Genomic DNA, 20,521 nt, shown 5'->3' on the forward strand with positions numbered 1-20,521 from the left:
AAGGCAGATATGTTAAAATATTTAATAAAATTCTTAGTTACTTTGACGTTCTTAACTATAGCTGTTGAGCATATAGACGCAAAACCGATCAGCGGGGCTTTTATCCAGATAAACCCGCACATGGCAGGCTACAGCCAGAGCGACTGGGAAGAAGAAGTCTCTCTGATGAAACAGTGCGGCATGGATACCGTCATTGTCTCGGCATCGATAAGCGACGGCGGAAAGGCGCATTACCAGAGCTCGCTGGATTTCGTTACAGAGGTTGCAGATACCGCCCTGACTAAGATACTCACAGCCTGCGATGCTAACCAGATGAAATGCTTCGTCGGGCTTGTCCACGATAACCGGTGGTGGTCGAGTATCGGCGATGAAGCAGTGCTATCTTCGATGGCGGCCAACAACATAGCCGCGGCAGATGAGCTTTTATCGGTTGCGGCGGAACACGCCAGTTTTGCCGGCTGGTACGTTACCGAGGAGATAGTTTTTAATGTATGGTCCGGCGATAACAGAGATATGCTGATCAACACCCTGCTCAATCCGGTTGTGGAGCATCTCAAATCCATCACTCCCGATAAGCCCGCGGCAACGGCTCCTTATGTATATGACATAACCGCCGGTGCCGATAACTGCCGGCAGTGGTGGGACAATCTCTTGTCGCGGGTGGATTTTGATATTGTGATGTTTCAGGACGGTTTCGGGGCGGATATCAACAGAAAGCCCGAGCTGATTGTGCCGTATTTCAAAGGTCTCCGGCAGGCCTGCATCGATAACGGGGCAGAGCTGTGGAACGACCTTGAGGTATTCAATCAGCCCGACTGGACGGCCAAGACCTTCAGCGATGTCAGGTGGCAGATAAGCCTCAACGAAAAGCATGTCAGCAAGATTGTAACCTGGGAATGGTTTTATATCACCCCGACACAGAGAATGAGAAGCGATGTGCGAACCGTTGACAGGCAGAACCTGTACGCCAAACTGCTGTCGCATAACAGGAACCTGAAAATAGCCTCGCTCAATAAGAACTACACGATGAGCAAACAGCCCTCTGCGAGCTACCCCGACAGTAAAAATAAGCTCACGGATTCACAGATAGATTTTGAAATGGACAGCCATCTCGGCTATTATCTCACCTCCGGCTTCGGCGGCGGTACTTCAAGTGTATCCGTTACAATCGATCTGCGTGAGGACGTGCCGGCCGAGTACGGTTTTTCCGCTGTTTTTATGAACCGCCAGGGCTGGGGAGTAAACCTGCCGGAAAGTGTCGATGTTTATATTTCTGAGGATAACACCGCTTTTGAGAAAATCTCGCAGCTTGAGACTTTCCCCTCGGCGCAGGATTCGCTCAATGTGTATTTTGATTTTCCGCAAAAAATCATCTCGCCTCGATATGTGCGGTTTGAAATGCGGGGACTGGGCTGGCTGATGTGCAGCGAGCTGAGCGTTTACAGGAGCGATATAAAGGGTGATTACAATTCCGACGCGCGTATTGATATAAACGATGTCAACACACTCAGCCAGAAGTGGCTGGATGGCGGTGATGAGGAGAAAGGCATAAATTACGGCGATTTTGCCGACATCGCAAGAAACTGGAAATGGCAGAGAGACCGCAGCCTGCATTTCAGAGACAAGTTCTACAAACTGCCCAACGTTCAGCTCTCACAGGGCTCGCCGTACATGCAGAACAGAACCGTTGAAAGTATTGCCTCCGAGCTGGCTGTCAACGGGGTTGAATCTATCTTCGTTATGCAGACTTCTGTAAACGGGCTCAAGCCCGGCTTAATCGATGCGCTGCGCAGCAGGGATATAGCCCCGGGGCTGATGCTCTTTGCCGATGCGGTATATACGCCGACCTCCGAGCTGCCCGAGGGCTGGGAGCAGTGGAAGATGGGCTTTCTAAACACCCCGGGCAATAATCATTTATCATTTATCCATGACGGTTTTCGAGAGTGGATGAAGCAGCGGGCGGTAAGTCTGTGCAATGATAACGGTTTCGCGGCGGTAACATTTGCCGAACCGATGTATCCGGTTTACGACGGCATAACCAAATCGTCTGTGCGGTACGCCGATGTTTCGCAGGCGTATCAGGATATTTTTAAAGCCGACACGGGGGAGAGCGAGTTCCCCAATTTTACAGACCCCTCCGATCCGCACTATTTCAAGACGGATACGGCTCTTTATCAAAAACTCGTGCAGCACCGCATTGATTCGATAACAGATTATTTTGATGAGATAATAAACGGTGAAGCGGGACTTAGAGAGTCCGCACCCGATACGATGGTTATAACCTGGTCTCTGGCGTGTTCCAAGCTGGAAAACGGCGGGGTTGATATTCTGCCCGAGTGGGAAGGCAACGACGCGTACAGCATTGTTAAAAACGCCAAGCCTGATATGCACTACTACCAGACGCACTGGCCGGACTGGGTTGATCCCCAGCTTTCGCCGGAGCATGTTTACAGCTACATTCCGAATTTCAGAGAGTGCTGGAAAGCCGCGCCGCAGGTAACGGTCGGCGTGCAGGACGATATCGGCAGCCACGACAACATGAGGCGAAGCAATGAGTATTATCAGAAATATCTCGAGGCCTGCGCCGCCGCCGGCGCGGTAAACTCCACGTACTACTGTTTCTCGCTTCGCAGTGATGTATATAACTCCGCTCCGCAGCTAAAGAGAATCAGCCTCAACGACGGCTACGAGATGCCGGATATGGCCGTCTCGGCTCTGTCGGCGGAAGTTGACCAGAGGGCCGACGAAAACGGCAGACTGCTTCTGCGCATACATACAAAAGACAGTGACCCTGCAAACTGGCTTTTTATCTCGGAAATTGAAATCAACGGCGTCTCCGGCGGGTTCACCTACAGCATCTCACCGCTGACGCCGCCGTATTCGGGCAGGCCCGACAATACCGGCAATGACCTTGCCAACGGTGTGATAGCGGCGATGAACCTTTCAGATCCCGACTGGGTCGAATGGGCACCGGATGTCCAGGGCGCCGCTGCGTATGCTGATATTGTCCTGAATCTCGAGCCCGGAAGCCGGGTGGATTCTATCGATATATACTTCCTCAAATACGCCTCGACACACGTCTATCCCCCAGACCGCATTGAGCTTGGCACAGGCTCTTATGACCTCTCTGTCAACAGCATAGACCTTGAGTTTGACCAGAGAGTGCACCCTAACAGCGCAGGGCTTATGATGACCAGAAACATCACCGACAGTCTCGGCAATGTCTTCAAAGCGCAGAGAGCCTTCAGAGACGGAAATATGCTTATATTGGAAATGGACAGACAGGTCAAACGCGGCGATGTATTGTCGGTTGATATCGGCGGCATCAGCGATGATCCCGATTCCCGCTGGACAACGGCAAATATCGCACGGGGCAGCCTCAACACCGCGGCGGCAGGTACTGTAGTTACCTTGACAGCGGAGTGAGAAAGAAGAAAATAATATTCCGGAAATAATAACTTATTATAATTATAATTTAAATAAAGGAAAACAATGAGAATTACAGGTACATTCATTGACGAAATAACGGTTGATATACCTTCGAACAACTGGAGTGCCCGGCACTGGGCTATGGATTTCAGGGCGATGAAGCATATCGGCATAGACACAGTGATAATTATCCGTTCGGGCTACCAGAACAAGTGCATCTTCGACTCACAGGCACTGAAGAAACATGTGGGACTGATGATGCCGGTGTTTGAAGATCTCTTTGAGCTGTTTTTGTCTCTGGCTCAGGAAAACGATATGGATCTATATTTCGGAACTTATGATGATTATGAGATGCAGCACAGCGGCAATCATAAAAAACTCATCCAGATAAACAAGGACTTCATAGACGAGGCATGGTCTCGCTACGGCTCGTACGACTCGTTTAAGGGCTGGTACGTCACACAGGAATTAGCGACAAAGGACGAGCACGGCGCTGAATGTATCAGAGACGTTGGCCTGCACTGCAAAAGCATAACCGGCCAGGATTTGCCGGTTTTGATATCCCCCTTTATCGCCGGCAGAAAACAGTTTGACAATCCGATTACTCTCGAGCAGCACGAAAATCAGTGGGACTATATGCTCTCTGTTATGCAGGGCGCGGTCGATATTGTGGCGTTTCAGGACGGAAATGTCGATTACCACGAGCTGCCCGAATACATCGCGGCAAACAAAAAGCTGCTTGATAAATACGGTATGCACTCCTGGAGCAACCTGGAAACATTTGACAGGGATATGCCGTATCTGCGGTTTCCCCCGACAGACTGGCGCAAGCTGTGGTGGAAGCTCGACGCGGCGGAAAAAACCGAAGTTGAGAAAATCATCACCTTTGAGTTTTCATCGTTCATGAGCCCGTATTCATGCTGGCCCTCCGCGCATAACCTTTACGACCGGTACTGTGATTATTTCGGAATTGAAAGACTGCAGCGCGAAGCTGAAAACGCCTCACAAAACAGACAATTTACAGCCTCCGGTGTTTCCGGTTAACCGCCGCGGAAAATATCAGAAAATCCACTCTATGAACATTCAAAATAAGATAGAAAAATATTTGCAGCTCTGTTTGTCTAAGGCCAACAGGGACAAGCAGCGGCTATGGTCGGATTTTCTTGCGCTAAAGCCCTCGCGGCCGCTGGTAAATGTGTACTTCTACCAGTATGTCTGGCAGAGAGAGATCGATGACGGACGCAGAAACTATGACTGCCCGGTCGCTGATTTTATCGATAAACAGATCAGCTACAGGCTCTGGCGGTGGGAAAACATCGATGATGATGCTCCGCTTGAAGAGTTTCTGCGGATTCCGTATGATATTCTGCACCATGCCAAACAGGTCAACCAGTACCAGAACAGTCTGTGGGGGATCGATATCGAGCTCAGCCAGAACTGTGACCAGGGCTCTTACAGTGTAGTGCCGCCGATAAAAACGGAATCTGATATAGAAAAGATAACCCTTCCTCGGTTCGAGCCGCCTCAGGGCCTGGACGAGCTGCTGGAGAGGGCCGAGAGAATCACCGGAGGTTGTTTGCCGGTGAAGGTTGAAACCGAAAGGATGCACTGGGGCCCGTTCGAGTATATCGTATGGTTTCGCGGCATGGAAAATCTCTTCCTCGATTTTATCGACAACCCGCGGCTGGTGCACCGGCTGATGGAAATAGCCTCGGCTGGTATAATCCAGTGGCAGAGACAGCGGCAGGCTGCCGGTTTTATCGACAGCGAGCTTTCATTTTTCGGGCACGTTCCGTATGATGACTTTTGTCTGCATGGAGATTCTGCGAGTCTGAAAAGCTGCTGGGCATATCTGCACGCCCAGTCCAGCGGCACGATATCGCCGCAGATGTACGAGGAATTTGTCCAGCCGTACAACGAACGGATCGCCGCACTTGTCGGGCGCGTGTATTATCACGGCTGCGAAAACCTCGACCGCAAAGCCGCCGTCATAAAGAGACTGCCTAACCTGAGGCTTTTTCACATTTCTCCCTGGTCTAACGTCGAGCCGATACTGGAAGAAATGGGCAGGGGCTTTGCCTACGAAGTTCACTCACACCCGACCGGCGTACTGAGCAGTTACAGCGATTCGGATATGAGCCGCGAACTCAGCTCGAGAAGCAGTATCGCCGCAGAGGTCAACCATGTATTGACACTGGCGGATGTCGAAACCGTAACCGGCAGACTTGAACGCGTCCGCGAATGGGTGCGGCTGGCTAACAAAACCGCCCGGGTTTGATTTATGTTTTATATTACTCTCATAAAAACTATAAAGGATTTACAAAATGACAAAGCGTATAAAACTCACACCTCTGTTTGTCGTGTTTCTGTTTTTGGCTGTTTCCGGCCTGAACACTCTTTACGGCGGGGAGCTTGACCCGATGTCCGCAAAACTGCTCAGCGGCAAAACCGTGCAGGCCGATTTTGGATTCCCGCCTTACAAAGACAGAAGCGCTTCGAGCATAGCCGAGGAGATCACCGCCAACGGTTATGACGGGGTGTATTACTTCGTATGCGCAGACAGCACCGTGAGAAAAGATATAATCGCCGAGCTGCAAAAGAGAGAAATTCCGGTAGCCGTGATGCTTATCGCCACCGGAGCGTACCTTCCGGCGAATGAGCGGCCCGAGGGCTGGGAAAAATGGAAAATGGAGTTTACCAGCGATGTGATGGACAGCTACCAGTTCATGTCGTTTGTCCACAAGGATTACGCGGAGTGGATGAAGCATCGCGTCGTCAGGCTGATCAATGACTGCGGGTTTGACGGGTTCACCTTCGCCGAGGCGATGTATCCAATCGCCGACGGGCTTGAACGAGAGAATGTTCTTTACGGCGACATCTCGCCGGCGTTTAGGCAGGCTTTCAAAAAAGATACCGGCAACTCCGTATTTCCCGAATTCGTGGACACGGCTAAAGCCAACTACTATAAAAAAATACCCGATGTATATAACGATCTTGTTGAGTACAGGATCAAAACCGTCAATGACTTTTATGATGAAGTCGTCAACGGTCAGGGCGGCGTAAGGGAAAAATGCCCGGGCAAATTTGTTGCAACCTGGACACTTGGCATCAGTTTGCCGCAGGGCCTTGAAAAACTCCGCGAGTGGGAGGGCAACGATATACCGTCTATGATACGCAGGGTCAAACCGGATATGCATTTTATCCAGACTCACGCGCCTGACTGGACAAACCCGCAGCTCAAACCTGATTACCCCGGAACATATAAGCCTTTCTTCGATGCTGTAAAACAGACAGATCCGCAAATGCCGGTAGGTTTTCAGGCGGATTTCGTTTCACATGAAGATATTCGCCGCAGCCCGCAATGGGTAAAGCGGTTTTATGAAGTTTGCGGCCGGATGGATATTGACAGCACAACATATTACGTATTCGGGCTGCGGTGGAATGTGTACCACGAACCGCCGCGGCTGTGCAGTGTCAAACAAATCTGGAAAGATACTCTCGTTCTCTCTTTCGATCAGCGGATTTCAAAGGACTGTGAAAGAATAGTTGCCGGCAGAAAGATGATAACTGACGATAAGGGGACACAGTACAGCGTAAAAGATGCCGCGGTTGACGGCAGTCTGCTCAAACTTGTGCTGGACAAAGACATCTGCGGCGCAAAAGAAGCAAAGGTTCTGCTTGAAGGAATAAAGGACGATCCTGCATATAGATTTGAGAGGCAGGGACCCTGGCAGCCAATGCCCAAAGGAGAGACAAACGTCATAGAAAAGGGCGTGTGCCTGACACTGCCTGTTGAGTAAGATTCACACAATACTAAGTCTATAAAGCAAAGCAGATTTATGAGCAGTAATAATATGATTGACGCCGCGGTAGTGGCATGTTACCTGATAATTACTTTCAGCGTCAGCGCGATGAGCGCGCGGTTTTTCAAAAAGAAACATGACTTTGTCAGTGAAGACGGCTACTTCCTCGCAGGCAGGAGAATGCCGGCATGGCTCAACGGGGTTTCACTGGCCGCGACGGCTCTCAACTCCAACGTAGGCCCGACCTACTGCGGCCTGGCGGTGGTGATCGGCTTGAGTGTCTGCTGGTACTATATGTCGCTTTTCAATTTTTCACTCTTGTTCGCCGCGTTTGTCTTCGCCGCGAAATGGCGGCAGATCGGCGTCTCGACAGGCCCGGAGATGGCAAAGCTGCGTTACGCCGGCAACAACGCCCGGGTCATACGAACATACGGCTCGGCCTCCATGATACTGCTGGTGATGGTGCCCTACATCGGCGTTGGCCTGCTCGGCGTACACGTTGTCATCAGTCCGATATTCAATTATGAAAGCCGCATAATAACGCTGGTGATTGTCCTGCCCGCTTTGCTGTTTTATCTCTGGATCGCCGGTTATGCCGGTGTGGTCGTGGCGGATTTTATGCACACAGTCGTAATTGTGCTTGCAGGGGCTGCGCTTATGGTCTCCGTTCTGGTAAGGTTCGGCTCGCCCATGGCGCTGACGGAAAATATCCAAAGGGTACATTCCGAGAACTCCCCAGCGATACTGTCATTGTTCCCTTCCTGGGGCAATGAAGTTTTCAACCCGCTTATGATAGTTATATTTTTGCTGATCTACTCACTCGGCGCCGGCGGCAACATCGCCCTCGACGGCCAGAGGATACTCTCATGCAAAACTGCCAAAGAGGCAACAAAGGTCGGCATATGGGCATTAGGCGCTCTGTTTCTGATGCTGATGGCGATTACACTGCCGACAATCGGCTCACTGATCGATCATCCCGAATTTTTCAGCGCTTCTCCCTCGCAGCGCGAGCTGATATACGCTATCATGCTCAACGATTATCTGCCGGTGGGTATTCTGGGCATTGCGCTGGCCGCTATCTGCGCTTCGGCTATGAGTTCGGTTGACAGCATCCTGAGCTACTCTTCCCAGCTTATTGTAAATGACCTTGTACACCCGTTTAAAAAAGACCTCACCGAAAAACAGGGTATCTTTATCGGCCGAATCTCGATGTTTGTTATCATGGCTCTCTCGGTTATCATTGTGTTCTGGAGCAGCTCTCTCTTTGGCACTGTGCTGGTAGTAGCCGGTCTGCTGGCGCCGGCGGCGCTGCACGGCTGGGGGCAGTGGTGGTGGTGGCGGCCTAATGTGTACTCGTGGGCAACCGCGATCATCGGCGGGCCGATTGTATTTCTTTCTGTCGGCTTTTTCCTCAAAAAAATACCATGGTGGCAGCTCCAGCTCGACGCAGGCCCGGCAATGGTACAGCAGTTAGATGCGCTGAAAATTGTTATCTCTATGGCGATCACTACGGTTTTGTGGGTGCTTGTGGCTCTTTTGACAAAGCCGGAAGATATGGAAGTTCTCAAGGATTTTTACCGCAAGGCAAAACCAAACGGATTCTGGGGGCCTGTAAGAAAGGCGGTAGAGGCGGACGGCGATAACGTGGAAATAAGCAAATATGTCATACTCTCGGGTCTGCTGGCAGTGATCCCCGTCGCGGCATGGATAAACATGCTCGTCCTGGGATTGTCCGCCCTTTATGTCGGCAGTTATATCAAGGCCTCGCTGCTGCTGATCGCGGCGGTTCCTACTGCTTTGATAGCGAAAAGAATTTATACATGGCACGTTGAAAGGCTCGGCGCGGAATGATCGATTTTGTAAAACACAACGAAGAAGCCCACAGGGTGTGGGACACTTATAAAAGCGGCAGCCCCATAAGGGTTCCGATGATACTCGGCATCAGCTCGAGGTTCTATCTGCTCGACAAAGATTACAACAAAGAGGGGCTGAGCTACAAAGAGTATTTCGAAAACCCCCGAACGCTGATCGAGACACAGTGCCGCATATCGGATTTTCTGCGGCATAATGTACCCTGGGACACACCGATGGGATTGCCGGAAGATGGCTGGAGCATTATGGCGGATTTCCAGAACGTCTTTGACGCGGCGTGGTGCGGCGCAGAGATTATCTACCCCGAGAATCAGTGCCCGGATACCCGCCCGCTATTTAAAGATGATAAATACGCCCTGCTGGAAGCGTTTCCAAGAGGTGCTTTTGACGGGGTAATGGCAAAAGTAAAAGAGGTTCACCAGTGCTTTGAGCAGATGCAGGCGGAGGGATTTGAGCACAAAGGCCGGCCCCTCAAAGAGATTACAGGCACCCCCGGCACGATTAGCGACGGGGTATTCACCCTGCTCTGCCAGCTGCGGGGCAGCGAGAACGCATGTATCGACATGCTCTGCGATGAAGATTATTTTCACCAGGCAATGACACTTCTGACACAAAGCACGATAAACCGGATAACACAATGGCGAAAGTATCTCGGTCTGCCGCTCAAGACAGACGGCTTTGCACTGGCGGATGACTTTGTTCAGCTGCTCTGCGTCGAAGATTACCGGAAAAACGTCCTGCCGTATCACAAAAAGATTTATGATGCTTTCAGTTTCGGCTCGAACAATTTTATGCATCTCTGCGGCGATGCGACCAGGCATTTCCCTCTGATGGCCGCTGAGCTTGGCGTGAATCGCTTTGATACTGGTTTTCCAGTGGATTTTGACCGGCTCAGAGAGCAGCTCGGCAAAGACACAGAGATTATGGGCGGCCCGCATATAGAGCTGCTGCTCAACGGCACCAGAGAACAGGTAATCAGCCGGACAAAACAGATATTAAGCGGCAAGATTAAAAACGGCAGGTTTATCCTGCGAGAAGGCAACAACCTCGCCCCCGGGACGCCAATAAAAAATATTGAAGCCATGTACGAAACCTGTAAGATTCACGGCAGATACTAAATGGTAAGCAGATCATAGGAGACGAAAATGGATAGAAGAAATTTTTTAAAGAACAGCGGTATGGCTGCCGCGGCTTTTGCGCTTTCAGGCTGTAATCAAAGCTCAAAAATCTTTTCCGGTTTAAAACGCAGCTCAAAACCTAATATCGTTTTTATATATGTTGACGACCAGGACAGGGCCGACCTTAGCTGTTACGGCGGCAATCTTCTGATGCCAAACATCGACAGTCTGACACAGGAGAGTATGCGGTTTGACAGGTTCTATGTATCATCTCCCGTCTGCACGCCAAGCAGGTTTTCCGCGTTAACCGGAAGATACGCCTGCAGGGGCGCGGAGATGCAGAAAATCTGGCCGGTGTTTACGGTGAGCAGAACACGATTGCCCAGGTGATGAAGAAAAACGGTTACAAAACCGGCATTGCGGGAAAATGGATGCAAGGCGTCAGTGACAAAGTCCAGATGATGGACGGCTCTCTCGATGCCCGGGATCCTGATGTCGCAAAACGGGTAAAAGAAAATTACAAACACCTGCAGGAATCCGTGAAAAGCACGGGTTTTGATTATGCCGAGAGCCTTTATTATGTAAATCCCGGTCAGTGGTGGAGTGATGCCCCGTTATACACTCCAAAAGAGCTTAGACATCACAATCAGGAATGGATTACTAAGGGAGCGATAGATTTTATCGAACAATCAAAAGACGAGCCGTTCTTTCTTTATATGCCCACTACGATGGTGCATGATCCAATGGCCCATGACAGCATAAAGGCCGACCCGCAGGTTACGCAGGCAGGCTACCTGGACGAGGCTCCGGATGTTCAGCCGCCGCGGCACACGATTTTTGAAAGGCTCAAAGGCAGGGGTATTGACTTTGACAATATTAAACCTGAGCAGGAGATGCAGGCTCATTTTCTCTCCGGAACGCTCTGGCTTGATGACGGCATAGGCGCAGTGCTCGACAAACTGGACGAATTGGCTCTGGCGGATAATACCGTTGTCATATACGCCAGCGATAACGGAAGAAAAGCCAAGTTCTCAACCTATGATTCAGCGGCCAAGATGCCCTGCCTGATCAGATGGCCAGGGAAAATAAAACCGGACAGCGTCTGCAATGAACTTGCCTCGAACATAGATTTCGCGCCTACGATATATGACATCTGCGGCATCACCCCGCCGTCGAATGCCGTGATCGACGGCAAGAGCCTTTTGCCGGCTCTGACGGGAGGCCGCTATAAAAGGGATCATATTTTCATGGAGATAACGGTTGAAAGAGCTGTGGTAACTGATGACCGGTTCAAATATATAGCCGTGCGCTATCCTCCTCAAATACGGGAAAAAGTTGACAAGGGCGAGTTGTATAACCATTGGTGTCAGCCGATGGAGTTCGGGGTGTGGGGGCATTCCTACAATGCCGAGCTGTATTACCCGTCGTATTTTGATGCCGACCAGCTCTACGACCTCAGCAAAGACCCTCACGAACAAAATAATCTTGCAGACAACCCTGACTATTCTGAAAAACTAACTCAGATGAAAAAAATTATGCGAATGTACAGCAGGAATCTGCCCCATCCCTTTGCGGAATTTAAAAAGAAAAATCAGTCATAAAGCAGTAAAAAATACCAGCGTTGGAGTATCATAGATCTTTGTAAATTCGAGGCGTTTAAAAGTGAAACTGATAAAAAATTTAGGAAAATTACTGATGGTCGCGTTATTGTCATCTTCAGCCCTTGCTCAGAAAGCGGATATCCTCATCGCCGGCGGCTCGCTTGGCGGAACGGCGGCGGCCCTGCAAAGCTGCCGCATGGCGCAGGACTTCGGCATCAGCAGGATAATCATCACCGAATATACCGACTGGCTCGGCGGACAAGCGACAAGCCAGGGTGTAACCGCCCTTGACGAAAATATCTGGGTTGGTATGCACGGCAGATACGACGTCGCCGCGAGCAGGCTTTATTACCAGTGGAGTGACACCGTGCGAAACATTTATCGCCCTGATGCCCTGCATACTGCAATGACAACTCACAGAACCGGCCCGCAGGAGAGCGAGCTTCGCAAACAGGACATTAACCGCGTCAGGTCCGACACGTTCTGCCCGGGTAATGACTGGGCTTCACGGCTCTCGTATCTGCCAAAAGACGGTGTAAAGACAATCAACCAGATGCTTGAGCCGTATATCAGCAGCGGGCTGCTGGAGGTGTATTATAATTGTCAGCCCGTTGAGGTTTACAAGCAGAACGAGAAAATTACCGGCGTCAGGTTTAAAAGAAATGACGGGTCTGATTTCACTGTCGAGGCGAAGGTTGTCATCGACGCCACCGAGCTGGGAGACCTTCTGCCGCTAAGCGGTACAGAATACCGCGTCGGTGTCGAGGCGTCTATGGATACGATGGAGCCGAGTTTGTTTGACAAGGATAACAAGCCGATTTTTGACCGTATGTACGCAGACGGCGCTCAGTCGTTCACCTATACATTTGCTCTTGAGTGGTGCGACCCAAAAGAAGATCACCGCGGCGACTGGAACGAGAGACCCGCCGATTATGATGAGCTGAAAAAGGATTTCGGACTTAATTCATACCTGTTCGCCCGGACAAACGTTTACAACATGAGCCTTGGCAACGCCTGGCCCGGGGAGAGCTTCTGGTCGTACCGGCGGATGTATGATGCGATGAATTTTAATCCGGATATCAAACCGGATCTGTACCCGAGATTTCGTGATGGTGAATGGATCACCGAGTTTGACCCCGAAAAAACCGGCTGGGCATTTATCCCCAGTACCGCAAGCACCAATATCGGCGATATCGCCGAGATAAACTGGGGCTCAAACGACTACAAGGGCGGCACAATAATCGATGTTCCCCTGGAAATACGCGCCCGCCGCCTGCAGGAAGCAAAAGATCTCTCTATCGCGTTTCTCTACTGGATGTGGTACGAGTGCCCCAGAGACCCCGCGGATATAACAAAGGACTGGCGGGACGAGGAGAACTTCTCTATTGATCCGGTTACCGGCAAGAACCGCGGCTATGCCAACCTCAAGCTGCGAAAAGATGTATTTGACACAGAGGACGGGCTCAGCAAATACCCCTATATCAGAGAATCACGCAGAATATTACCGATCCGCCGCGTGCGTGAGCAGGATGTCGCAGGGCCTACAACCAACCGCGCGAGGAACTTTCATGACAGCCTGGGTATCGGACATTACTATATTATGGATTCACACGCCTCAACCGAACGGGCTCAAATCGCCGGCCGTCCCTGTTCGCAGTTTCAGCTGCCGATGAGGGCGATGGTACCGGTCAAAACAGAAGGCCTGCTGCCCGGCTGCAAAAATGCCGGTCTCACCCACCTTACCTCCGCGGCGTACCGAATGCATCCGACAGAGTTTCAGTTTGGCCAGGCGGCGGCGGTGATGGCGGCTATGAACATAAAGCATGGCCTGGAGTTTCGCGAGATGCTTGAATTATCGCCGAATCCGCTCAACCCCTCACCTGCTGAGATAGCGTTGCGGAAGGTGCAATATGAGCTGTTGCAGGCCGGCACACCGATATATTGGAATTTTGACGCGGGCTGGAAGCATGACGAATTTATTGCTGTTCAGTTTGCCTGCGTTTTGGGGATTATCGAGCCTGTTGAGAATAAATTCCTGCCTGAGGCGGACTTCACCAGGGCAGACGCCGTCAAAGCCGCTTACGCCCTGAACGCTGCCAGGCATCGCGACGTTTTCAACACCCGTTTTAACGATGTTGATATTTCCAAAAAGGCAGAACTTGCGGAGGCGTTGAGCTGTTTAGAAGACAAAAAAGCCCTGAGCTGGCTTGCGGGCAACAAATTCCAGCCCGAATCAGCCATCACCGCCGACGAGTTTTCCAGAACACTCGCCGCGGTAACCGGTATGGACGTAAAATCAGCCGGTGCAGAAAATCTCACACGCGCCGGCGCCGCCCGGCTGGTATTTGATTATCTAAGCGAGCTTTATCAGCTGACAAAATAACGCCCGAGAAAACAGTATTGTAGAGAAAATTCACGAATTTTCTCCAGACGTTGGTGTCCTTCTGTACGCACAATAACCCCCGATGACCATTTATGGCTCGGTTCTGGTTATTTTGGTGTGGGTGCTGTTTGTTTGTCGTTTTGAGAGAATTCGTGAATTCTCTCTACGGGGTGGGCAAAGCAAAGTCTTACCCCGCAGCACCAACGGTGCGAAATATCATACGATCTTGCTAACACAAGCACAGTTTCCCAGGGCGTTGCCCTAGGATAAGCTATCCAAGCCCTTCAGGCTTGGGAGACAATCAGATGCATCAGGCGGGGAAATTTCTCACATCCGGCTATATGAGTTTTGAGGCCTGTGCATTTTTAATCCCACACATATTCGGGATCAAAATCTACATTGTATCTTTTGAGAAAACTCAGATATTCCTGTTTAAAAGTGACCCGGGTGTGGTGCTGTTTCTGGGATTTTATGTACTCGATAGTTTTTTGCTTTTGGGAGCTGCTGACAGAAAATGCGCCGTAACCTCTCTGCCACTGGAACTTCGTTAAAATGCCGCCTTCGGCTTTGGTTTTGATCCATTTGCTGCTGTTCTTCTTGATCTGTTCCAGACATTTGGAGAGCGACTCAGTCCGTGGCATACACATCAATATATGTATATGATCCGCGGTTCCGTTGATTATGAATGGAATCCCGTTGAGGTTGAAAATGATTTTACCTATATACGCGTATAACTCGTTTTCGATTGGCCCGTCAATGAACGGGTATCGCTCTTTTGTGCTGAATATTATATGAACGTATATTTGTGCGATAGATTGCGGCATATTTTGAATGTAATATATACAAACCGATATTACAACAAAAAAATGCACAAGGTTGTTTTGCATACAGGGCAATCGCATCTAAAGTCCTTTATTTTGTTGTGTCAGCACGCGATATAGGTATTGCTCGTTCCAGCCGCAGCACAGCCTTCTGGTCTTTATGCCGACCTTGTGCTTGGTTTGCTGTTTTAGCAGATTCAGTGCTATTCGTGAGAGCCTTGCAAAATTTTCTGCTCCATAACCTTTTCTTATTCTCCTTTCATCGTCGGCAAAGCTGATATCTAAACACCAGTGCAAGGAGTTCTCTACCCCCCAGTGGCCCCTGATATATTTGAGTAAATTTGGCGGATTTTTGCAAGTCAGGCTTGATATGTAATACCGTTTCTCTACGCTTGTTTCATCTCCTATGCTCCTCTTTGCCTCCACACATATCAGGCTCTTGAGCCCGACCCAGTTCTTCTTTTCAGAGTTAAGGAATCCTACATTTGAAACAGCCCGCAATGTGCGTTCTTCAACCCTGCCGTGGCCTCCATCAGTTTCACTTGCAACAGTATATTGAATATTATAGACATTATCGTCTATACATTCATCAAAAAGGGTAACTGCATTTTTATGCAGGCCGGTCTGATTTGCCTTTAGCTGCAAGATATAGTCCCCATCATTTTCAATTACAGCATTAGCAATTTCCTTTTGGCAGCCCATAGCATCAGTTGTTACAACTGCACCATCTAAATCAATTAACTCCAAGAGCTTAGGTATAGCCGTTATCTCATTGCTCTTGGTTTCTGTTGCAATCTGCCCAATGACCATTTTGTTGGTGTCGCACCAGGCATTTACCATGTGAACAGCCGCTTTTTCAGATGCATAATCAACGCTTCTACGCATAGTCTTGCCGTCAATGGCTATGAGCCTGCCTTCACTCTTTTGGGCTAAGGCATTGACCCATTCGAGGAAGCATTGTTCAAATGAGTCGGGTTTGAGAGAAGAAAATACTCGTCCAAATGTGTCGTGAGAAGGAATGCCATTAGGCAAAGAAAGAAAACTTTTAAACCACTCTTCTTTGCACTGAGCGAACTCTTCAACCTGTGTCCATCCATCAGCGCCACAAATTATTGCACAAATTGCAATGGATAAAATATCGCTAAGCTCATGCTTGCGAGTACGCTCGACTCTGGGGTCTTCAATTGTCGAAAAATAGTCCATTAATCTGCGTTGGTTTTGTTCTTTTTTCATAATTTTCCTCGTTTTAACGTTGCAAAGATATAGAATACTATATATTATACTATAATGAAAAAGACAAAAAAAGCTATAAAATTATTAGAAAAAATCGCAAAAATAGAGCGAATGGAACGAGGGAAAATATGTCAGATGAAAAACCGGCAGCATTTCAACCACCAAACGTGGAAAAATGGAGCCAATGTTGTGCGATATGTCCCAAAGGATGAGCTTGAAGCACTGCAGGCTGACATAGATAGTTACAACCAATTCATGGACTTAGTGCAACAATATGCTGACGAAATCATACGGATAACACGCCTTGAAAGAAAAAATAACCGAAAAGCCTAAAAAATGATATTTTAGATGCGATTGCCCTGGTTTTGCATAAGCACCAACGGTGCGAAATATCATAGCATAGGGCAACGCCCTATGTGTATAGGTGGTTCGCTTTCGTCCTCTGCCCCGCACCGCCGTCGGCGGTGCGGGGCTGAGCGAGGGGGTGTTTTGGCCGCACAGATTCCCAGGGCGTTGCCCTAGCCCCAATTTCTCACTTAGGTCTCGAAACCGGTAAAAATAAAAATATTTTCGATGTTTCTGGCCTTTGAGGGGTGTTTTGATTCTGGATTTGGCTTTGGTACAGACCTGCCCTATTGCATAGGTGAATTTCTATGCGATAATTTGGGTATGTATTTGAAAAAGCACAGGCGTAAAAAGAACGGTAAATGCAACACCTATTACAGTATTGCTGAGAAGCGGAAGGTCTCCGGTTATCGGCATGTGGAGAAGGTGGTTCTTTACCTTGGTGAGATCAGCGGCTCTCAAAAGAAGGCCTGGCAGAGATCAATTGAGATAATCAACGAAGATAACAAACCTGTACACAAAACTCTTTTTGCTTTTGATCAGGACAACCAGAGCTGTCACGATGTTGATACGATACCGGTTAACATCTCAAAGATGAGACTGGAACGACCGCGTAGGTTTGGCGATTGCTGGCTGGCTTCTGAGATGTGGGATCAGCTTGGTTTTGACCGCTTCTGGTCAGAGCGGATTGATACAGACAGATCGCCGGTCGCATTCTCAAAAGTCCTCAAGTTGCTTACGGTGAGCAGGCTGATAAAACCTTCTGCCGAATACTTTGTCCATCAGCACTGGTTCAGCCAGAGTGCTATGGACGCCATCCTTGATTGTGATTTTGAGATTGCCGAGAAAAACAGGCTCTACCGTTGTCTTGACCGTATCCTTCCATACAAAGACGAACTTTGCAAATACCTTAAAGACACCTGGCAAGGAATGTTCAACCTTGAGTACGACATCCTGCTCTATGATATCACCAGCACGTATTTCGAGGGGCTATGCAAGCAGAATCCCAAGGCAGAATTCGGCCACAGCAAAGACAGACGCAGTGATTGCAGACAGGTGCTGATAGCCCTTGTTGTTACGCCGGAGGGCTTTCCTCTTGACTATGAAGTACTTCAGGGAAATACATCTGAAAAGACGACATTAAGACCCCTGCTCAACAAGATAGAAACAATGTACGGCAAGGCCAACAGGGTCTGGCTGATGGACAGGGGCATACCAACGGAAGCTACGCTCAAGTTCATGCGTAAGAACAATATAAGCTATCTTGTTGGCACACCCCGCAGACAGCTCGATGATTATAGCAGTGAACTTTCTGAAAAGGACTGGGAGCAGGTAAACAGCAGTGTTCATGTGAAATACATCGAAAAAGAGGGCGAATGCTATGTCCTTGCCAGGAGCAGGGATCGTATGCAAAAGGAGAGGGCCATGCGTAAAAGAAAACTGCGTAAATATCTTGACGGACTTGAAAAACTCAAGGGATATCGCAATTATGAACGTTTTTATAAACGCCTTGGGGCTTTGCAATCACAGGCCGGTAACGCTTATAGATGTGTGGAGCTCGATATTCCGGGGCAAAAGGAGCGGATTGAAGCCGGCGAATTCAGGTATCACATAAACCGGCAGAAATACCGTGATATGATCTATCGTGACGGCAAGTACTTTTTGCGGACTAATCAGAAGGGCAAGGATGGTAAGGCACTCTGGAATGAGTATATGCTGCAGTGCAACGTTGAGCAGTCTTTCAGAGAACTCAAGAGTGATCTTGGCATTCGCCCTGTATATCACCATAAAGAAGAGCGTGTTGATGCCCATATCTTTGTGGCGTTTATAAGCTATTGCCTGCAGGTGACATTGCGGCATAAGCTGCGGGTGAGTGCCTGCGGCCTGACCGCACAGGCTGCCCTGGAAACGATGAGCCGTATCCAGATGCTTGATGTGACATTTGAAACACTTGACGGTCGGTACCTCTTGATGGAGAGGTACACCGAGCCCGAGGCAGATCAGCGTCTGATACTGCACCACCTGAACATGGATCTGCCGCTGCAGAAGCCACCCAAAATATACAGCAGCCAGGTCAAAGATTAAGACCCCCTTTGGCGACACACCAACGCCGCGGGCGCTACCATAAACCCTGTTTTACACCCCTAAACAGTTTCCCAGGGCGTTGCCCTAGGCTAAGCTATCCAAGCCCTTCAGGCTTGGGGGAGTTGTAGGTCGGGCTTCCAGCCCGACACAAAAACACCGCCGGCAGCGGTACGGGGAAGTGACAATTGAGGGGGATTGGTTGCCGCACAAATTCCCAGGGCGTTGCCCCGGGCTATGCTATTCAAGCCCTTCAGGCTTTGTGGATATTTTTCGTACGACAAGAGAAATAAAGGTTTGGTCTCTTTTATTTTTCTTTATCCAGCAGCCCGTGTGATATACGCGGCCGTCATAGAAAAAACTGAATCTGCGGTATTGCCGGTTTTATGACTTTGGGGGATAGATTTTCCGCTCAACATAGCCGGTATCGACGTTGTTGTTCACATAATCGCTGTCATTGAGTATCTTGAGCGATGCCGGAATTGTACTCTTTATCGGGCCGATTTTGAACTCATTAAGTGCGCGTTTCATCGTAGCGATTGCCTCCTGACGGGTGTTGTTGTGCACCAGCAGTTTGGCGATCATCGAGTCGTAATTGGGCGAAATATAGCTGCCCTGTTTGATGAAAGTCTCCACACGAACACCGAAACCGCCCGGCACGAAAAATTCGTCCACCGGCCCGGGGCTCGGGGAAAAATTCATATCGGGATTTTCCGCGTTGATCCTGCACTCTATCGCGCAGCCGTTGAGCTTGATATCTTTTTGTTTGAGCTTGAGCTCTTCGCCGGCGGCAACACGTATCTGCATCTTTATCAAATCATGGCCGGTAACCAGCTCGCTGACCGGATGCTCAACCTGGATACGGGTGTTGGCCTCGATGAAGTAGAAATTCCTGTCCTTATCGAGTAGAAATTCCACAGTCGCGGCGTTTTCGTATTTTGCGTTTTTCATCAGCCGCTTTGCCGCTTCGCAGAGCTTCTCGCGGGTTTCCTCGTCAAGAACCGGACAGGGCGCCTCTTCGATGAGCTTCTGGTGGCGGCGCTGAATTGAGCAGTCACGCTCATAGAAGTGCAGCACGTTGCCGTACTTATCGCTCATGACCTGCACTTCGACATGCCGCGGGTTTTCGATGAATTTCTCCAGATATACCTCATCATTGCCGAACGCTCCCATCGCCTCGGCCTTGGCCGACTGATACGCGTTGCGGAAACTGATATCGTTATGCACAAGCCTCATGCCGCGTCCGCCGCCGCCGGCAGATGCCTTTATCATTACCGGAAAACCGATTTCACGGGCGAGCTTGCGGCCGGATTCCTCATCGCTCAGCGGTCCCGGCGAGCCGGGAACCACGGGAACCTTTGCATCTACCGCCATATCGCGGGCCTTGGCTTTGTCGCCGAGTTTCGTCATTGCCTCGGGCGAGGGGCCTATAAAAGCTATGTTGCACTCGCGGCAAACCTCCGCGAAATGGGCGTTTTCAGCGAGAAATCCGTAGCCCGGGTGTATCGCGTCAACGTCGGCGATCTCCGCGGCGCTGATTATCGCGTTTATGTTCAGGTAGCTCTGAGCCGGTGAGGCCGGGCCGATGCAGATTGCCTTGTCGGCAAAACGCACATAATTTGAGTCTTTGTCGGCGGTGGAATACACCACTACCGCCTCGATACCCATCTCGTGGCAGGCTCGTATTATTCGCAGGGCAACCTCGCCCCGGTTTGCTATCAATATCTTTGAAAACATTGTTTATCCTCAATTAAGGCACCAGGCAAAAGGTACAGAGCAATAGTTAAATGCTTCGCATTTTTGAGATTGCCGCATACCAGAATACCAGATGCCC

General features: G+C 49.8%; 14 protein-coding genes. 11 read left to right on the forward strand and 3 right to left on the reverse strand.

Annotated features, from left to right (window positions below; translation table 11 throughout):
- The first annotated feature begins 9 nt into the window (after positions 1-9).
- The 9 genes from SMSP2_RS11585 to SMSP2_RS11625 all read left to right on the forward strand — a co-directional run bounded on the left by SMSP2_RS11585 (position 10) and on the right by SMSP2_RS11625 (position 14,206).
- Complete coding sequence (locus SMSP2_RS11585; RefSeq protein WP_146684211.1) at positions 10-3,426, forward strand: DUF4434 domain-containing protein; 3,417 nt, start codon at positions 10-12, stop codon at positions 3,424-3,426.
- A 66-nt stretch (positions 3,427-3,492) separates the two neighbouring features.
- Positions 3,493-4,473: a DUF4434 domain-containing protein gene (locus SMSP2_RS11590; RefSeq protein ID WP_146684212.1), complete on the forward strand. Its 981-nt coding sequence runs from the start codon at positions 3,493-3,495 to the stop codon at positions 4,471-4,473.
- A gap of 31 nt (positions 4,474-4,504) precedes the next feature.
- On the forward strand, positions 4,505-5,707 hold the full coding sequence (locus SMSP2_RS11595; protein ID WP_146684213.1) for a uroporphyrinogen decarboxylase/cobalamine-independent methonine synthase family protein: 1,203 nt from the start codon (positions 4,505-4,507) through the stop codon (positions 5,705-5,707).
- Between the two features lie 46 nt (positions 5,708-5,753).
- Positions 5,754-7,229, forward strand: a complete 1,476-nt coding sequence (locus SMSP2_RS11600; protein WP_146684214.1) for a hypothetical protein — start codon at positions 5,754-5,756, stop codon at positions 7,227-7,229.
- Positions 7,230-7,268: 39 nt separating this feature from the next.
- On the forward strand, positions 7,269-9,083 hold the full coding sequence (locus SMSP2_RS11605; RefSeq protein ID WP_146684215.1) for a sodium:solute symporter family transporter: 1,815 nt from the start codon (positions 7,269-7,271) through the stop codon (positions 9,081-9,083).
- The gene (locus SMSP2_RS11610; RefSeq protein WP_146684216.1) at positions 9,080-10,222 is read left to right on the forward strand and encodes a uroporphyrinogen decarboxylase family protein; all 1,143 of its coding nucleotides are present in this window, start codon (positions 9,080-9,082) and stop codon (positions 10,220-10,222) included. Before SMSP2_RS11605 ends, SMSP2_RS11610 begins: the two co-directional genes overlap by 4 nt.
- 27 nt (positions 10,223-10,249) lie before the next feature.
- Positions 10,250-10,612 (forward strand): twin-arginine translocation signal domain-containing protein, encoded by a 363-nt coding sequence (locus tag SMSP2_RS15160; protein ID WP_146684913.1) that lies wholly within the window; start codon positions 10,250-10,252, stop codon positions 10,610-10,612.
- Positions 10,612-11,823 (forward strand): sulfatase family protein, encoded by a 1,212-nt coding sequence (locus tag SMSP2_RS11620; RefSeq protein ID WP_146684217.1) that lies wholly within the window; start codon positions 10,612-10,614, stop codon positions 11,821-11,823. Before SMSP2_RS15160 ends, SMSP2_RS11620 begins: the two co-directional genes overlap by 1 nt.
- Positions 11,824-11,917: 94 nt before the next feature.
- A complete protein-coding gene (locus SMSP2_RS11625; protein ID WP_146684218.1) occupies positions 11,918-14,206 on the forward strand; it encodes an FAD-dependent oxidoreductase in 2,289 nt (762 codons plus the stop codon).
- A 365-nt stretch (positions 14,207-14,571) separates the two neighbouring features.
- On the opposite strand, the gene tnpA is transcribed toward SMSP2_RS11625, so the two are convergent.
- Together tnpA and SMSP2_RS11635 are read right to left on the reverse strand one after the other, a co-directional pair.
- Positions 14,572-15,108 carry an IS200/IS605 family transposase gene (gene tnpA / locus SMSP2_RS11630; RefSeq protein WP_222566343.1) on the reverse strand — a complete coding sequence of 179 codons (537 nt, stop codon included), beginning with the start codon at positions 15,106-15,108 and terminating at the stop codon, positions 14,572-14,574.
- Positions 15,109-16,260, reverse strand: a complete 1,152-nt coding sequence (locus SMSP2_RS11635; RefSeq protein WP_146682569.1) for an ISAs1 family transposase — start codon at positions 16,258-16,260, stop codon at positions 15,109-15,111.
- A 111-nt stretch (positions 16,261-16,371) separates the two neighbouring features.
- Here SMSP2_RS11635 and SMSP2_RS11640 point away from each other — a divergent pair, with 111 nt between their 5' ends.
- Together SMSP2_RS11640 and SMSP2_RS11645 are read left to right on the forward strand one after the other, a co-directional pair.
- Positions 16,372-16,593: a hypothetical protein gene (locus tag SMSP2_RS11640; RefSeq protein ID WP_146683311.1), complete on the forward strand. Its 222-nt coding sequence runs from the start codon at positions 16,372-16,374 to the stop codon at positions 16,591-16,593.
- A 240-nt stretch (positions 16,594-16,833) separates the two neighbouring features.
- Complete coding sequence (locus SMSP2_RS11645) at positions 16,834-18,690, forward strand: IS1634 family transposase (protein ID WP_146684219.1); 1,857 nt, start codon at positions 16,834-16,836, stop codon at positions 18,688-18,690.
- A gap of 381 nt (positions 18,691-19,071) precedes the next feature.
- On the opposite strand, the gene accC is transcribed toward SMSP2_RS11645, so the two are convergent.
- Positions 19,072-20,424 (reverse strand): acetyl-CoA carboxylase biotin carboxylase subunit, encoded by a 1,353-nt coding sequence (gene accC, locus SMSP2_RS11650; protein WP_146684220.1) that lies wholly within the window; start codon positions 20,422-20,424, stop codon positions 19,072-19,074.
- Positions 20,425-20,521 lie beyond the last annotated feature (97 nt).

Origin of the sequence: Limihaloglobus sulfuriphilus (assembly GCF_001999965.1) — a bacterium.
GTDB classification, from domain to species: Bacteria; Planctomycetota; Phycisphaerae; order Sedimentisphaerales; family Sedimentisphaeraceae; genus Limihaloglobus; species Limihaloglobus sulfuriphilus.

Excerpts from the sequence above, each read along its gene's own strand:
- SMSP2_RS11645 (WP_146684219.1), top strand. The coding sequence starts at position 16,834 with ATGTTTCTGGCCTTTGAGGGGTGTTTTGATTCTGGATTTGGCTTTGGT.
- accC (WP_146684220.1), bottom strand. The coding sequence starts at position 20,424 with ATGTTTTCAAAGATATTGATAGCAAACCGGGGCGAGGTTGCCCTGCGA.
- SMSP2_RS11610 (WP_146684216.1), top strand. The coding sequence starts at position 9,080 with ATGATCGATTTTGTAAAACACAACGAAGAAGCCCACAGGGTGTGGGAC.
- SMSP2_RS11635 (WP_146682569.1), bottom strand. The coding sequence starts at position 16,260 with ATGAAAAAAGAACAAAACCAACGCAGATTAATGGACTATTTTTCGACA.
- SMSP2_RS11590 (WP_146684212.1), top strand. The coding sequence starts at position 3,493 with ATGAGAATTACAGGTACATTCATTGACGAAATAACGGTTGATATACCT.
- SMSP2_RS11585 (WP_146684211.1), top strand. The coding sequence starts at position 10 with ATGTTAAAATATTTAATAAAATTCTTAGTTACTTTGACGTTCTTAACT.
- SMSP2_RS11595 (WP_146684213.1), top strand. The coding sequence starts at position 4,505 with ATGAACATTCAAAATAAGATAGAAAAATATTTGCAGCTCTGTTTGTCT.
- SMSP2_RS11625 (WP_146684218.1), top strand. The coding sequence starts at position 11,918 with ATGGTCGCGTTATTGTCATCTTCAGCCCTTGCTCAGAAAGCGGATATC.
- SMSP2_RS15160 (WP_146684913.1), top strand. The coding sequence starts at position 10,250 with ATGGATAGAAGAAATTTTTTAAAGAACAGCGGTATGGCTGCCGCGGCT.
- SMSP2_RS11600 (WP_146684214.1), top strand. The coding sequence starts at position 5,754 with ATGACAAAGCGTATAAAACTCACACCTCTGTTTGTCGTGTTTCTGTTT.
- SMSP2_RS11640 (WP_146683311.1), top strand. The coding sequence starts at position 16,372 with ATGGAACGAGGGAAAATATGTCAGATGAAAAACCGGCAGCATTTCAAC.
- SMSP2_RS11605 (WP_146684215.1), top strand. The coding sequence starts at position 7,269 with ATGAGCAGTAATAATATGATTGACGCCGCGGTAGTGGCATGTTACCTG.
- tnpA (WP_222566343.1), bottom strand. The coding sequence starts at position 15,108 with ATGCGATTGCCCTGTATGCAAAACAACCTTGTGCATTTTTTTGTTGTA.
- SMSP2_RS11620 (WP_146684217.1), top strand. The coding sequence starts at position 10,612 with ATGAAGAAAAACGGTTACAAAACCGGCATTGCGGGAAAATGGATGCAA.